This is a genomic window from Lactobacillus jensenii DSM 20557, from assembly GCF_001436455.1.
Classification (GTDB): Bacteria; Bacillota; Bacilli; order Lactobacillales; family Lactobacillaceae; genus Lactobacillus; species Lactobacillus jensenii.
In genome coordinates, this window is sequence record NZ_AYYU01000008.1 from 18,954 (window position 1) to 33,861 (window position 14,908).

Sequence of the window (14,908 nt, forward strand, 5' to 3'; positions counted from 1 at the left end):
CCCTCCTAAGCAATTTTCTTTTCTAAATATCTCATATAATAGCTGAGTGGTAATGTTAAAACTAAATAACAACATCCCACAACTAAATATGTATTGACGGTTTGAAAACTTGAAAAAGCAATTACATCGCCTTGATACATTAGATCAAAACCTGCTACGAATGCTAAGACACTCGAATTTTTTATCAAGTTAATAAATTGATTTCCTAGTGAAGGAATAGCTACTTTAAAAGCTTGTGGCAAAATAACAAAACGCATGGCTTGCACATAAGTCATCCCATTGCTTCTTGCTCCCTCCATCTGACCTTCTCCAACAGAATTTATACCAGCTCGAATACATTCGGCAATAAAGGCAGAGGTGTATAAGGATAAGCCTATACAGCCAGCTGTAAAGCCAGATATCTTAAATAAATATTGGGGAACTATCAAATAAAAGATCATAGTAATAACCAATAATGGAATATTTCTAAAAAGTTCAATATAAGAATGAGCTATTATTTGAACAGTTTTATTTGGTACTACTTCCATAATTGCAAAAACTGTCCCTAAAACTAATGAGGCACATAAACTAATTATGCTAATCATGACTGTTACGCCAAATCCAGAAAGCAGGTTTGACCAATTATTCTGCAAAATTTCAATCATCTACTTGCCTCCTTAATGCTAAAACCTGGTATACCACTGAACCATTTTTTAAGTAGTTTTTGATAAGTTCCATCAGCCTTTAATTCTGCTAAGGCTTGATTGATCTTTTTACGAAGTTTAGTATCACCTTTTCTAACTGCAATACCATAAGGTTCACTAGTAAATGTTCCTCCAACTATCTTAAAGCCCGGATTTTCTGCCGCAATCCCAGCTAAAATACCATTATCAGAAGTTAAAGCTTGACCCTGACCTGCTTTCAAAGCACTAAAAGCCTGTCCATAATCATCATATTCAGAAACACTTGCCTTAGGTGCAAATTTTCTAATATTTGCAACTGCCGTAGTTCCTTTTACTGCAAGAACCGTAATTCCATTTTTATTCAAATCATAAACGTTTCTTATTTTACTATTTTGGGGTACTAAGATTGCTTGCCCTGCATTAAAGTAGGGTGTTGAAAAATCAACAATCTTTTTCCTTTCTTTAGTAATCGTCATCGTGGATAAAAGTGCATCAACACTTCCATTGCGTAATAAGGGAATTTTAGTTTTAGCTGTTGTTTGAACTAAATTTACTTTGATATTTTTGCCCAACATTTTCTTGGATAGTTCTTTAGCCAAGTCAATTTCAAATCCTTCTAACTGACTAGTTTTGATGTTCATGATTCCGAAAAGGCGAGTATCAGCTTTTACGCCCCAGGTAATTGCTTGAGAAGTTTTTATTTTTTCATAAGTATCCGAACTTTTACTTTTGTTTTGGCAAGCTGATAATGTTAAAAGAACTAACAAAGAGAATGAAGCAAAAATCCATCTATAAAAATTCTTCATTTTATTCTCCTAATGGCTAATAACTTTGCTTAAAAATTCTCTTGCTCTTTCAGTTTTAGGATGAGCAAAAAATTCTTTAGGATTGTGAGAATCTTCTAATACTTCTCCTTTATCAAAAAAGAGTAATCGACTTCCCACTTCACGAGCAAAACCCATTTCATGGGTTACTACCACCATCGTAATGCCAGCTTGGGCAATATATTTCATGACATCTAATACATCTTGAATCATTTCAGGATCAAGAGCACTAGTTGGTTCATCAAACAAAATCACTTTAGGTTTCATTGCCAGCGATCTTGCAATTGCCACACGTTGTTTTTGTCCACCAGACAGTTGTTTGGGAAGTAAATCGGCTTTTTCTTCCAAGCCTACTCTTTTCAAAAGCTTCATTGCAATCTCTTTGTTTTCAGCTTCTGGTCGCTTCAAAACAATACGTGGAGCTAACATAATATTTTCTAAAACAGTATGGTTTTCATATAAATTGAAATGTTGAAAAACCATTCCAACATTTTTTCTAATTTTATTAATATCTGTTTTTTTATCAGCTAAATCATACCCCGTTACAATTAACTGACCACTATTAATCTTTTCTAAGCCATTCATTGTTCTAATCAATGTAGACTTTCCAGAGCCTGAAGGTCCAATGATTGAGACAATCTCTCCTTCGTCAATTTCTAAGTTAATATTTTTTAAGGCATGATATTTTCCATAATATTTATCAACATTTCTAAATTCGATAACCGCTCCCATATTATTCTCCTTTCAAATATTGAAATAAATTCATAAACTTATTTTACCTTTTTTTATGGGATATTAAAAAAGTTAGCACTTTTACATGCTAACTTAATTCAATATTTTTTCTATTTTAATCAAAAGCCATTTGATCCATATATAATTTATAATAAAATCCTTTTAGATTGAGTAGTTCCTGATGAGTACCCTGCTCAAGCACTGAGCCATCTTTGAGAACTATGATTTTATCAGCGTTGATAATAGTTTTTAAACGATGGGCAATTACAAAGCTAGTTCTATTCTTTATTACCTCATCCATTGCAACTTGTATTTTTTCCTCAGTCACTGTATCAACATTTGACGTTGCTTCATCTAAAATAAGAAAATCTGGATTTGTCAACAAAGTTCTTGCAATTGAGATTAATTGTCTTTGTCCTGTTGAGAACGTATCACCATTTTCACTAATTTTAGTTTCATAACCATTAGGTAAACTTGAAATATAATCGTGAATTTGGGCTTTCTTGGCAGCATTTTCTACCTCAGCTAATGTAGCATCACGCTTACCAAAAGCAATATTTTCAAAAATAGTTCCTGAAAACACAACAGAATCTTGCAGTACAATTCCCACATTATTTCTAAGTGAAGTTAAAGTAAATTCGCGAATATCAGTACCATCAAGCGCAATTTTCCCGGCGCTAACATCATAAAAACGATTTACTAAGTTCATAATAGTTGTCTTTCCAGAACCTGTTGGTCCTACAACGGCAACTGTCTTTCCTTTGGGAACGGTAACATTAATTCCATGTAATATTTCTCTATCTTTACTGTAACCAAAGCTTACATTTTCTAAAGTTAGGCCATACTTCAAAGGTGCAAGTTGCTGGCCGTCAATTACTCGATTTTCTTCCTTTTCTTGTTCAACTTTTGCTAATCTTTTTGCACCAGTTAGAGCTAACTCTATTAGATTATAAAGTGAAGAAAGTTGAGTAAGGGGCTGAAAATATGAGTATGAATACTCAATGAACATTACAATTAATCCTAAACCCGCTGGCATGGAAACTTGCTTGGCTAAAATTAAATACGTCCCACCTGCAATTACAATTGCAAAATTTAAAGTAGCTAATCCATTCATTAGAGGAAATAAAATGCCTGAATAAAATTGTCCTTTAAACATCGCACTACGAACTGCTTGATTATACTTTTTAAATTCTTCGACAGATTGTTTTTGTAAACCATTAGTTATAATGACAGCTTGTCCATGTAATTGCTCGTTAACAAAACCATTTAAATTGCTAATTTCTCTTTGTTGTAAGCCAATATACTTACGAGCCTTTTTTATCAATACCAAAGCTAAAAACAAGGCTAAAGGTAAAGTTAGCACAGTAAAAAGAGCCATTTTAATGTTAATTCTAAACATTACATAAATAGTTCCTACAAACAAGCTTACTTGGGCAATTAATTCGAAAATAGCCTGATTCATTGCATTAAAAATATTATCCAAATCTGAGGTGAATAATGATAATATTTTTCCATCTTGATGAGTATCAAAATAGCGAATTGTCATTCTTTGAAGCTTGTTAAATAAGCTTTTCCTCATAGAATTATTAGCATGAGCAGTAAAGTTAGACATTATTACCCAGGAAATAAAGATTGCGAGTGTTGATAAAAGATAACTTGCTGCAAGAAGCGTTACTATTTCAAGAAATGAATTAAGACTCCCACCATTAGTAAGATACGATGTCAACTTAGTAACAGCTTGACCCAAGTAAGTTGGAGCAAGTACCTGAAAAAAAGTTGAAATCAAGGAAAAGACGGATACTAAAAATATAGCTTTCCAATGTGGCTTTAAATACTTATAAAAATACTTAAAAGCTAATTTACTATCTCTCATCAATGCTCACCTCTCATTTCTCTAGCCTGCTGTGTTTTTAAGATTTCTTGATAAATATCAGAAGTTTTTAAAAGCTCCTCATGAGTTCCTTGGGCGACTAATTTACCGTCATCTAAGACTAAAATACGATTTGCATTTTTTATAGAAATAATTTTCTCTGCAATTAAAAAAGTCGTAGTTTCTTTCAGTTTATGCTCTAATGCATCTTGCACCTTCTTCTCTGATTCTGCATCAAGAGCACTCGTTGAATCATCTAAAATCAAAATTGGGCTATTTGAAATTATTCCCCGGGCAATTGATAGTCTTTGCTTCTGTCCACCTGAGAAATTAGCTGATCTTTCCTGCACTTCATGGTTAAAGCCATCTTGATAATTTCTTACAAATTCAAAAGATTGTGAAATTATGCTAGCACGTTCTAATTCAGCTTTAGATGCATCTACCTTTCCTTGTCGCAAATTAGAAGCAATTGTCCCAGAAAATAGAATTGCTTTTTGTAAAACGAAAGCAACACTTTTACGTAAGGATTTTTCACTAATTTCTTTTAAATTGCGTCCACCTATTTTTATCGTTCCTGAACTAGGATCATATAGTCTGGCAATTAACTGGGCTAAGGTTGATTTACCTGAACCGGTAGCTCCGACAATTCCTACTATTTCGCCCGCATGCACGTTAAAGCTAATATGTTGCAAAGTAGGCTTTGTACTACCTGGATAAGTAAATGACACATCATTAAATTCCACATCACCCGATAAAACTTCATCAGGTGCTTTATCATTGAAAACTATACTTGGTTTAGTATCTAAAACTTCTTTTATTCTTCCAAGTGAAACTTTGCCCCGAGAAACATTCATAAGTGCAATTCCGATAATCCAAACAGCAAATAATAATGTCAAAATATAGTTTACATATGGGCTTATAACCGCAATATCAGTTGGATGCAGCTTAATTTGTAGGCCTATCATCGTAGTAACTGCACAGATTGCAATATAGGCAATAATTGAAAAAGCTGGAATTACTGCACTCATTAAATATCCAATATTCAAATTCAAACGGTTTAAATCATCACTAGCTGCTGAAAATTTATTTACTTGTTCACCTTCTTGATTAAAGGATTTGACTACTCTCATCCCGAGTAAATTTTCTTGAGCTAGGTTGGCTACCTTATCTAAACGAACTTGATATTGTTCAAATTGTTGGTTTGCCAATTTCATAATAAAAAGTCCAACTACAGTTAAAATAACCAAAACCCAAAGTGTTATCCACCAGAACCTAGGTATAGTCAGGATGGCTAAGATAAAAGAGCCAACCAAAATAATTGGCAAACGTACTAATTGCATAAAAATACTCATTACTAAGTTCATAATCTGATTCATATCACTAATCAACCTAGTAGTAAGACTTCCTGTACTAAAAGTATCTATATTTGCATAAGAAAAGCTCTGGATTTTTTCATATACTTCTTCACGTAAATCACTCGTTACCCCTTGAGCTAATTTTGCAGCAAAATAGACATTCAAAATACCTGCTACAATTGCAATTATTCCTAATCCAATAATCCAGATACTATCAGATACAACTTTACTTGTATTTTCCTTTAACAAATCTTTCTGAATCGCTTCAAGTAACCTTGGCTGATATAAAACAGCTAGAGCAGATAAAGTCATTGTAACCATCGCCCCACAAACATCTTTGAGATACTTTTTCAAGTGGCGAAACAAAATTTGAAACAAACTCATAATTTCTCATCCTCTTTAACCAGCTCCCACAAAGTGTGGCTATACTCTTCAAGTAATTCTGTTAATTTTTCTACTCTTTTTACTCCCATTTTATAAATTATTTCATCTTCCAAATCAAACAAAGGTCCCACTTTTATTTTGGCATAGTCAAGTCCGGCTTTAGTTAAATAACATTCTTTAACTCGGCGATCTCCACCATTATATTCACAAATCAAATAATCTTTCTCTTGAAGTAACTTTATTCCCTTATTAATTGATTGCTTAGGGATACCTGATCGCTCTACTAACTCTTTTTGACTTAAGCGCTTATGATAAAAAAGTTCATACAAAATTACACTTAAGTATGTTGGCAAGCCATTATCCATATCCCACGCTTGATAAGCTCGCCCTGAATTAATAATTGCCATATTTATCTTTTCTGTCATTTTTACGTATTTCAAAATTAGTCCCTCCATATACTTTCAACAATATATTATATAATAGTTCATAAGTCAATCAAATTCTTTTAACTTCTCAAAATAAAATCTAGACCCCTATTAGTGTAAGGGTTATACTAGTTAGAGTTATGACAAGGAGAAGACTATGACTGAATTAAAACGTTCAATTGTAATTGGGATTGCTGGTGGTTCTGGTTCAGGTAAAACCACCATTGCCCACGAAGTAGCCCGTTTAATTAATGATGATGATCATATCATTACATTAACTCAAGATTCATATTATAAAGATAATACTGGTATTCCAATGAGTGAACGTAAAAAGATTAACTACGATCATCCTGATGCTTTTGATATGCCACTTTTAGTTGCACAGATCAATCAACTAATGCACAGAAAAGCAGTAGAAATGCCTGTATATGATTTTACTGAACATACTCGCAGTAGCAAAACAATCCACGTTGAGCCAGCTGATATAATTATTTTAGAAGGTATTCTAGTTTTAGCAGACGAAAATTTGCGTAATTTAATGGATATCAAAGTATATGTTGATACTGATGATGATATTCGCTTCATTCGTCGTTTAGAACGCGATTTGAAAGAACGTGGTCGTTCGCTTGATTCAGTTATCGATCAATACTTGGCAACTGTTAAGCCAATGTACCATCAGTTTATTGAACCAACTAAACGTTATGCAGATATTATTGTTCCTGAAGGCGGAGAAAATAATGTTGCAATTGATATGCTAACCACAAAAATGCGCTCAGTCTTGGCTAATGATTAATTAGATTGAATTCACAAAAAACGGCAATGAGAATCAATTCTCATTGCCGTTTTTACTTGTTTTAGCGAATCTTCTTCATTCTATCGCTATATGTATCATCTTCAATAATAAATCTTGGACGTTTTTTTACATCATTGAAAACTTTACCAACGTAAGTACCTATAATACTTAATGTAATTAATTGTATACCACCTAATAACCAAAGTGAGTTAATTAATGACCGATAATCACTCATATGATGGGTAACACCTAGTAATACTATTGCGCCTCCACCATAAAGCACCATTAATATACCTAAGTATAAAATAAGTTTAATTGGAGCTATGGTAAATGATGTTATACCATCAATTGCCAAACCTAACATTTTCTTAAGAGGATAATGACTTTCACCAGCAAAACGTTCTTTTCGTTTGTAATAAACTTTAGTCGTATTGAAGCCTAACTCTGGAACAATACCTCGCAAGAATAAATTTTCTTCATGATATTCAAGCAAAGCTTCAACAGCTCTTTTACTCATTAAACGGTAGTCTGCATGGTCAGGTATTAAATTTACACCCATTTTGGTCATCAACCAATAATATGCTTCTGCAGTTGTCCGTTTAAATCCAGTATCTGTATCACGATTATTACGGACTCCATAAACAATATCGAAGCCTTGATAAAACTTATCCACCATTTCATAGATTTTCTGAATATCATCTTGCAGATCAGCATCAATTGTAATCATCATATCTGAATACCATACAGCTCGACTTAACCCCGCCATAACAGCGTTTTGATGTCCAAAATTTCTTGATAAGCGAATGCCTGTAAAGACCTTTTCCTGGCTTTGTAACTGCTCAATAATTTCCCAAGTTTTATCTTTACTACCATCATTTACAAATAAGATTTTACTATTTGAACTAATTTTATTTTGTTCAATTAAATCATCAATTATGTTTTTGAGCAATTTAGATGTTTCATGCAATACTTCCTGCTCATCATAGCAGGGAACGACTATAGTCAATACTTTATTAGCCATCTTAAATCACTCCTTATTATTTAACAGATAACTTATATAATGTTCCATTTGAGTTTCCAGGTCCGCCACTCATTGCGTGAGAACTGGTTGAGTTTCCACCGTATTTACTTAAACTAACTTTTGTACCGTATTTCTTAACCCATTTAACAATTGCATTGTTGTTGCCATTATCATTAGTTAAGTAGAAATACTTCACTTTGCCTGCTTTAACTAATTGCTTAAACTTCTTCAAACTAATTGCATTATCTGTACCGTTATAACCACCAATGGTCATTACTGCTTTGCCCGTCTTAATAATATATGGCGCTGCAGTATTTGAATCCATTGTTGCAAACAGGTAGGTTGCATTGCCGTTATGCTTTTCAAGATATGAAATCATCTTGGTATTTGCACTGCCTGAGCCAAATGAGCCGTTAACGTTATTTGAACTTAACAAACTAGGTCCACTTGTAGGGATAGCTGCACTTTCTCCTGAAAGCGTTGGAGTTAATGACCAAAATCCTGGTGCTAAGAGTAAAGTTACTAAAATTGCAGATAAGCTAGCTTTCTTATTAAACTTCTTATTAGCTGATAAAACGATATAAGCTGCAACTGCTAACCCAGCAATGATTAACAAGTAAGTTGCCCATGAATAATATTCATAAACATACCAAGCTTGTAAACCTGCAGTAGCTAAAACCGCAACTGCCATTAAATAAGTGTTAACTTTTGAAGCAAATTTAGCTTCTTTTTCTACTTCAACTACATCATCATTAGCAAGATTTTCTTCTTTTGAATCATGCTCAGCTAACTCTTCCACCTTTTTCTTTTTAGTTTTATTTTCAACAAATGATGCAATTCCGATTGCAGCAAGAGCAGCAATTGGTGGTGCAATCATAATCATGTAGTATGGATGGAAGAATTGGGCCATACTGAAGAATCCATAAACTGGAACTAACCAACCAAACCAGTATAACAAGTGTGTTTGGCGCTTATTAAATTTGAACCATTTTCTCTTCTTGCGCCACTCATTGAAGTAGGCAATTACAAATCCGATTAGTGATAATGGCAAGAGCCATGATACCTGTTGACCAAGAGCTGTTTGGAAGATTCTAAATGGTCCAGCCTTACCAACGTTAAAAATACCTCCGCCGGCTCCTTGACCGCCACCTTTTCCTCCGGGGCCACCCTTACCCATTTTGCCAGGTTTTTGACCACCCATTTTACCACTTGGCTTTTTCATTGAGTTTGATGATTGCTTGGTCTTAGTTGAGTTAGCAATTTTTTGATTCTTTCCTGGCGCTTGATTATTACCTCCAGGGCCACCTTGTCCTATTTGACCACTTGGCTTTTTCATTGAGCCAGATGGCTTAGTGCCACTTGGCTTTTTCATATTGCCGTTTTTACTTTGACTAGGCTTATTACCGCCTGGCATATTACCTGCTTTTCCCTTATTTTTACTGTTCATCCCTGGAAAAGCGCCACCTGTACCAGTACTTTGTCCTAATAATCTTTCTGTTCCGTTATAGCCAAAAGCTAAATTTAAAACTGAGTTATTAGTAGAACTGCCAATATATGGTCGACTACTCTTACTTGTAGAATCAACTGCTAGTGGCCAAGCCAAGGTAAATACTGCTAAGCTGGCTGTAGCTGCAATTGTCCATAAACTCTTTTTCTTCCAATTTTGTTTGCTAGCAATGAAATAAAAGAAGTACATTGTAGGTAAAACCATAAATGCCTGCAGCATTTTAATATTGAATGCAATCCCAATTAAAGCAAATGAAACTAAAACAAGTAATGGTTTATGTTTTTGAATCGACTTGTGTAGTACATATCCTGCTAATAATAAGAAGAAAACTAAAGTTGCATCCATATTATTTGTTCTGGAATTTGCGACCACAATTGGGGTTAATGTCATAAATAAAGCACCCAAGTTAGCTGCTAAACGACCAAAGTATGGTTTAATTAACTTGTACATTAAGAAGACTGATCCAATACCGAAGAGAACAGATGATAAGACTATACTCCAAGAATGGAAGCCAAATATCTTAACACAAATCACCATAAACCAAAGAGCTACAGGAGGCTTATCCACCGTAATAAAACTAGCTGGATCAAAACTACCATACCAAAAAGCCTTCCAACTTTTTGACATTGATACTATTGCCGCTGTATAAAATTGGTTAGCATAACCTGCCTTCCAAATATTCCAACCATAGAGGAAGGCCGCTAATATTAAAATGGCGACCAGCCAATAGTCAATTTTCTTTATTTTTTCTCGCATTTTTTGCTTCATTGGTATGCCTCCTCTATTCTTAAACCAAATATTTATTTAGCTTATGAAAAAAGTTTATTCTAGTATTATGAACAAATTGTGATTGATTTGTAATAAAAATAGATATATTTGTCGAATTTTAATCTATATATTTTAAAATCATCTATAATTAAGAAAGCTAACAAGGAGGAAATTGCATGGCTACAAACACCATTTGGAAAAAGAATTTATATATTTTATCCATTGCAGTTTTTATTGCTGGAATTGCTTTTTCAGAAATTATGCCTTTCTTACCACTATATGTAGCAAGTTTAGGTAATTTTTCTCATCAGGAACTAAACTTCTGGTCTGGTTTTATTTACTCTGGAATGTTTATTATATCTGCAATTACTTCACCATGGTGGGGAAAACTTGCTGATAAAAAAGGACGAAAGTTGATGATTCTAAGAGCTTCTTGCGGAATGGCAATCGCCATTGGGGCTATGGGACTTGTTACAAATGTTTATCAACTTTTTGCATTACGCTGTCTGCAAGGATTATTTGCTGGCTTTGTTTCAAACTCCAATGCTCTAATTGCCACACAAACTCCCAAAGAAAAAGCGGGCCAAGCCATGGGAACGATGGCTTCTTCAGTTACCGCAGGAACTTTATTAGGTCCCTTAATTGGAGGTTTTTTAGCATCCGTTTTTAGTTACCGTATTACCTTTTTTATTACTGGTTTCTTACTCTTTGTTACCTTTTTAATGTCACTATTTTGGGTAAAAGAAGATAATTTTGTTGTAAAAAGCACAAACAACATTGGTAAAACTAAAGATGTAATTAAACAGTTTAAATCTCCTAACTTAATCTTTGGACTACTCATTACTACAATGATAATTCAAGCCGCTAATAATTCAATTAATCCAATTGTTTCTCTGTTTGTTAAACAACTTCTTCACGGAAATGGAAACGTGGTTTTAATTTCTGGAATTATTGCCGCTTTGCCAGGTATCGCCACTTTCACTGTTGCTTCTAGATTCGGTGCCTTAGGTGACAAGATTGGAACCCACAAAATTATTGTTGGTGGCTTTATCGGCGCTAGTATATTATTTTTGGCAACTGCATTCGTCCAAAATACAATTGAATTAGGAGTTTTGCGATTCTTAGTTGGCTTTTCAGATGCTTGTTTATTCCCACAGGTTCAAACTATGCTAAGTAAAAATAGTCCAGCCTCTGTTACTGGCCGTGTATTTTCTTGGAATCAGTCAGCAATGTATATTGGTAATATTGCCGGACCTATAATTGGAACTACTATTTCAGGTTTATCCAATTATAATATGGTATTTATCGTAACTACTTTTCTTGTACTTTTTAATTTTCTTTTATTTAAGTTAAATGTCATCAATAATCTTCCAGTAAGCCAAGACTAATTTAAGTCTCTATTTTTACGTTTACACTCAGATTAGAATCTGCTATACTTTTAAAAAGTTTTTAAAATATCAATTAAAAGGAGAAGCATTTTTTGAAGAACTTATTTGAACGGTTATCTTTAAAAGAAGATCCATCAGTATATGAAGATAAAGATTCTCACTTAAAAAGAACTTTAGGCGTTAAAGAATTTCTAGCTTTAGGTGTTGGAACAATTGTTTCTGCATCTATTTTTACTCTACCAGGAGTTGTTGCCGCTAAATATGCTGGCCCAGCTGTAACTATTTCTTTCCTATTAGCAGCTTTAGTTGCAGGATTAGTTGCATTTGCTTATGCTGAAATGTCAGCTGCAATGCCTTTTGCTGGAAGTGCTTATTCTTGGATTAATGTTATATTTGGAGAATTTTGGGGCTGGATTGCTGGTTGGGCTTTACTAGCAGAGTACTTTATTGCTGTTGCATTTGTTGCTAGTGGTTTATCTTCTAACTTGCAAGGTTTACTTTCACCAATGGGATTTTCTCTCCCTACTCAACTTCAAGCAGGCTTAGGATCTAATGGAGGTTTATTTGACTTCTTTGCATGCAGTGTAATTTTATTAATCGCTATTCTTCTTTCACGTGGGGTCAAAGAAGCTGCTCGTGTCCAAAATATTTTAGTTGTTTTAAAAGTATTGGCAATTATTATTTTTATTGCAGTTGGTATTACTGCACTTCATCCTAAAAACTACACTCCATTTGTTCCTGCTCAAAAAGCAAATAGTGATGGTACCATCTTCGGCGGCTGGATTGGCATTTATGAAGGTGTATCAACTATCTTCCTATCATATATTGGATTTGATTCAATTGCTGCAAACTCTGCTGAAGCTAAAAATCCCCAAAAGACTATGCCTCGTGGAATTATGGGATCATTATTAATTGCTGTTGTTTTATTTGTTGGTGTAGGATTAGTATTAGTTGGTATGTTCCCATACTCCGCTTATGCTAACAATGCTGAACCAGTTGGTTGGGCTTTACGCCAAGCAGGACATCCCATTGTTGCCATAATTGTTCAAGCAATTGCAGTAGTCGGTATGTTTACAGCTTTAATTGGGATGATGTTAGCTGGTTCACGACTTGTTTATTCATTTGGCCGAGACGGTATGCTTCCTAAGTGGTTAGGACATCTTAATAAGAACAAGTTACCAAACCATGCTCTTGTATTTTTAACTGTAGTAAGCGTAATTTTAGGAGCATTACTGCCATTTAGCTTCTTAGCCCAAATGGTTTCTGCTGGTACATTAATTGCTTTCATGTTCGTAACTTTAGGTATTTACAAATTACGGAAACGTGAAGGTAAAGATATAAAAGAACCTAGCTTTAAAATGCCATTTTATCCAGTACTACCTGCAATCGCGTTTCTTGCATCACTAGGCGTTTTCCTAGGTTTAGATACAGCTGCTAAGCTTACAGCTACTGCATGGTTTATTATTGGATTAGTAATTTACTTTAGTTATGGAATTAAACATTCTACCCTAGCAAACAGTAAAGATAATTAACAAGCTTATACAAAAAAGATAGAGTTTTGAAGTTATTTCGAAACTCTATCTTTTTTGTAATCTTTATTTTTGTTTTCTTTCAGCTTTAGCGTAGATAGCATATGCCAAACTTCCAAAGAAAATTGGCCCAATTACTGTCCAAAATCCTGTTACCCAATCTCCCTGAAGGAATGGTTCAACACAAGTAAAGATAATTCCAAATAAGACAATCAAAAAGCTAATAGCCACAATTAAATTGGTAAAACCTTTATTCTTAAATACCTCAAATGGTAAGTTCTTATACTTTTTCTTAAATAATGGAAATGCTGCAATTAGAAATAAATAAGGGAAACTCGTTGCAACATTAGACATATCAGTCAAAATTGTATAAAAAGTTTTAGCTTCTCCACCACCAAATGAAATTAAGAAAATTAAAACACAAACTAAAATAGCTTGCATCCACATTGCATGCGCAGGAACTCCTACTTTATTTAATTTAGTCATTTTTTCTGACCAAAGGTGCTTTGACCCCAAAATAAATGACTTAATTGGAGAATAAATTAAGATAAAGAATGATCCAACATATGCTAAAAACATTCCTAAACCAACAAATCTAATAAAAATACTTTGTAAAAGTAAACTAGTTGAATTGCTTAATCCCAATGTTTGTCCTAAGTAATATCCCAAATGTCCCATCATGACATAAGTAATATTACCTAAATTAACACTCTTAGAATTTAAGACATCATTCCAATTAATACTAATTCCCCAAAGTAAAACAATAATAGAATAGCCTGCTGCAATTAAAACTGAAGAAATCAGCATCCCGCGCGGGAAAGTCTTTTCCGGCTTTTCAACAGAGTCAATAATTCCTCCTAACGCTTCCATTCCCGCATACGCAAAAATAGCATAAACAATAAATGATAATGTAGCAATAGGTGTTTGAAAGTCAGGATTTGGTGATGAAATTAATGCTTTAGCTGTCAAAGCTTGGGAAATGTGTCCATGTCCCGCAATCAAAGCAACAATACTACCAATAATAAAAACAAATATCATCCCTGTTACAAAGTAACCACCTATTGATGATACCTTTGAAATCACTTCAGCTCCGTGGCTAGCTGCAAAAGTAACAAAAATCATCCATAAAATAGCCAAAATTCCAATTACTTGGGTTGCATTGAACGGACCAAATGACCATGTTTGAGTCATGTCTTTTCCAAAGATCAAGGCAGAAAATGGAATAAAGACTTTTGATGAAATAGATATAAGCCAAACAATCCAACTTGAAAGCCAAATAAAAGTACCGATAAAGGCCCATTTTTCACCAATAGATTCCTTAAGCCAAGTATACATTCCACCATGATCATCTTTAAATGCTGCACCATATTCCGCAATCATCATAGCAACTGGTAAGAAAAATAATACAGCTGCAAAAATAAACCAAGGAATACTAGCATATCCCATTTGTAAAAATGCTACTGGCATATTGGCAAAGCCAAAAATACTTGAAAAAATCATCATAATTAGGCTAAATAGCCCAATTTTCTTCTGTTTATCACTCATAAAATAACATATTTCCTTCTATATAGTTTCCTTTTTCATCTTTTAAATTTTATCACGTTTACTTGTAACCGTATACTTAAAAAAGAGAGTTGGTAAATTCCAACT

The 14,908-nt window shown here is 33.9% G+C and carries 12 protein-coding genes; 3 read left to right on the plus strand and 9 right to left on the minus strand.

Going from position 1 to position 14,908, the window contains the following annotated elements; translation table 11 throughout:
• Positions 1-5: 5 nt before the first annotated feature.
• From FC45_RS03365 to FC45_RS03390, 6 genes are all read right to left on the minus strand, one after another.
• A complete protein-coding gene (locus FC45_RS03365; protein ID WP_006585055.1) occupies positions 6-644 on the minus strand; it encodes an amino acid ABC transporter permease in 639 nt (212 codons plus the stop codon).
• Positions 641-1,468: a transporter substrate-binding domain-containing protein gene (locus FC45_RS03370; RefSeq protein WP_006585056.1), complete on the minus strand. Its 828-nt coding sequence runs from the start codon at positions 1,466-1,468 to the stop codon at positions 641-643. Before FC45_RS03370 ends, FC45_RS03365 begins: the two co-directional genes overlap by 4 nt.
• 9 nt (positions 1,469-1,477) lie before the next feature.
• Complete coding sequence (locus FC45_RS03375) at positions 1,478-2,218, minus strand: amino acid ABC transporter ATP-binding protein (RefSeq protein ID WP_006587986.1); 741 nt, start codon at positions 2,216-2,218, stop codon at positions 1,478-1,480.
• Positions 2,219-2,333: 115 nt separating this feature from the next.
• On the minus strand, positions 2,334-4,091 hold the full coding sequence (locus FC45_RS03380; protein ID WP_034535582.1) for an ABC transporter ATP-binding protein: 1,758 nt from the start codon (positions 4,089-4,091) through the stop codon (positions 2,334-2,336).
• Entirely contained in the window at positions 4,091-5,827 is a 1,737-nt protein-coding gene (locus tag FC45_RS03385; protein ID WP_006587988.1) for an ABC transporter ATP-binding protein, read from the minus strand. Before FC45_RS03385 ends, FC45_RS03380 begins: the two co-directional genes overlap by 1 nt.
• A complete protein-coding gene (locus FC45_RS03390; RefSeq protein WP_006585062.1) occupies positions 5,824-6,267 on the minus strand; it encodes a MarR family winged helix-turn-helix transcriptional regulator in 444 nt (147 codons plus the stop codon). Before FC45_RS03390 ends, FC45_RS03385 begins: the two co-directional genes overlap by 4 nt.
• A gap of 142 nt (positions 6,268-6,409) precedes the next feature.
• Here FC45_RS03390 and udk point away from each other — a divergent pair, with 142 nt between their 5' ends.
• Positions 6,410-7,045 carry a uridine kinase gene (gene udk, locus FC45_RS03395; protein WP_057706375.1) on the plus strand — a complete coding sequence of 212 codons (636 nt, stop codon included), beginning with the start codon at positions 6,410-6,412 and terminating at the stop codon, positions 7,043-7,045.
• A gap of 61 nt (positions 7,046-7,106) precedes the next feature.
• Here the strand turns inward: udk and FC45_RS03400 are convergent, their stop codons facing one another.
• Together FC45_RS03400 and FC45_RS03405 are read right to left on the minus strand one after the other, a co-directional pair.
• Positions 7,107-8,066, minus strand: coding sequence for a glycosyltransferase family 2 protein (locus FC45_RS03400; protein WP_006585064.1), 960 nt, complete (start codon positions 8,064-8,066; stop codon positions 7,107-7,109).
• 16 nt (positions 8,067-8,082) lie between these two features.
• Positions 8,083-10,341 (minus strand): ArnT family glycosyltransferase, encoded by a 2,259-nt coding sequence (locus tag FC45_RS03405; protein ID WP_236694511.1) that lies wholly within the window; start codon positions 10,339-10,341, stop codon positions 8,083-8,085.
• A 176-nt stretch (positions 10,342-10,517) separates the two neighbouring features.
• On the opposite strand from FC45_RS03405, the gene FC45_RS03410 reads away from it, so the two are divergent.
• Both FC45_RS03410 and FC45_RS03415 read left to right on the plus strand, forming a co-directional pair.
• Positions 10,518-11,729 carry an MFS transporter gene (locus FC45_RS03410; RefSeq protein WP_006585067.1) on the plus strand — a complete coding sequence of 404 codons (1,212 nt, stop codon included), beginning with the start codon at positions 10,518-10,520 and terminating at the stop codon, positions 11,727-11,729.
• 92 nt (positions 11,730-11,821) lie between these two features.
• Positions 11,822-13,261, plus strand: coding sequence for an APC family permease (locus FC45_RS03415; protein WP_006588485.1), 1,440 nt, complete (start codon positions 11,822-11,824; stop codon positions 13,259-13,261).
• Positions 13,262-13,324: 63 nt separating this feature from the next.
• On the opposite strand, the gene yjeM is transcribed toward FC45_RS03415, so the two are convergent.
• On the minus strand, positions 13,325-14,803 hold the full coding sequence (gene yjeM, locus FC45_RS03420; protein WP_006585069.1) for a glutamate/gamma-aminobutyrate family transporter YjeM: 1,479 nt from the start codon (positions 14,801-14,803) through the stop codon (positions 13,325-13,327).
• Positions 14,804-14,908 lie beyond the last annotated feature (105 nt).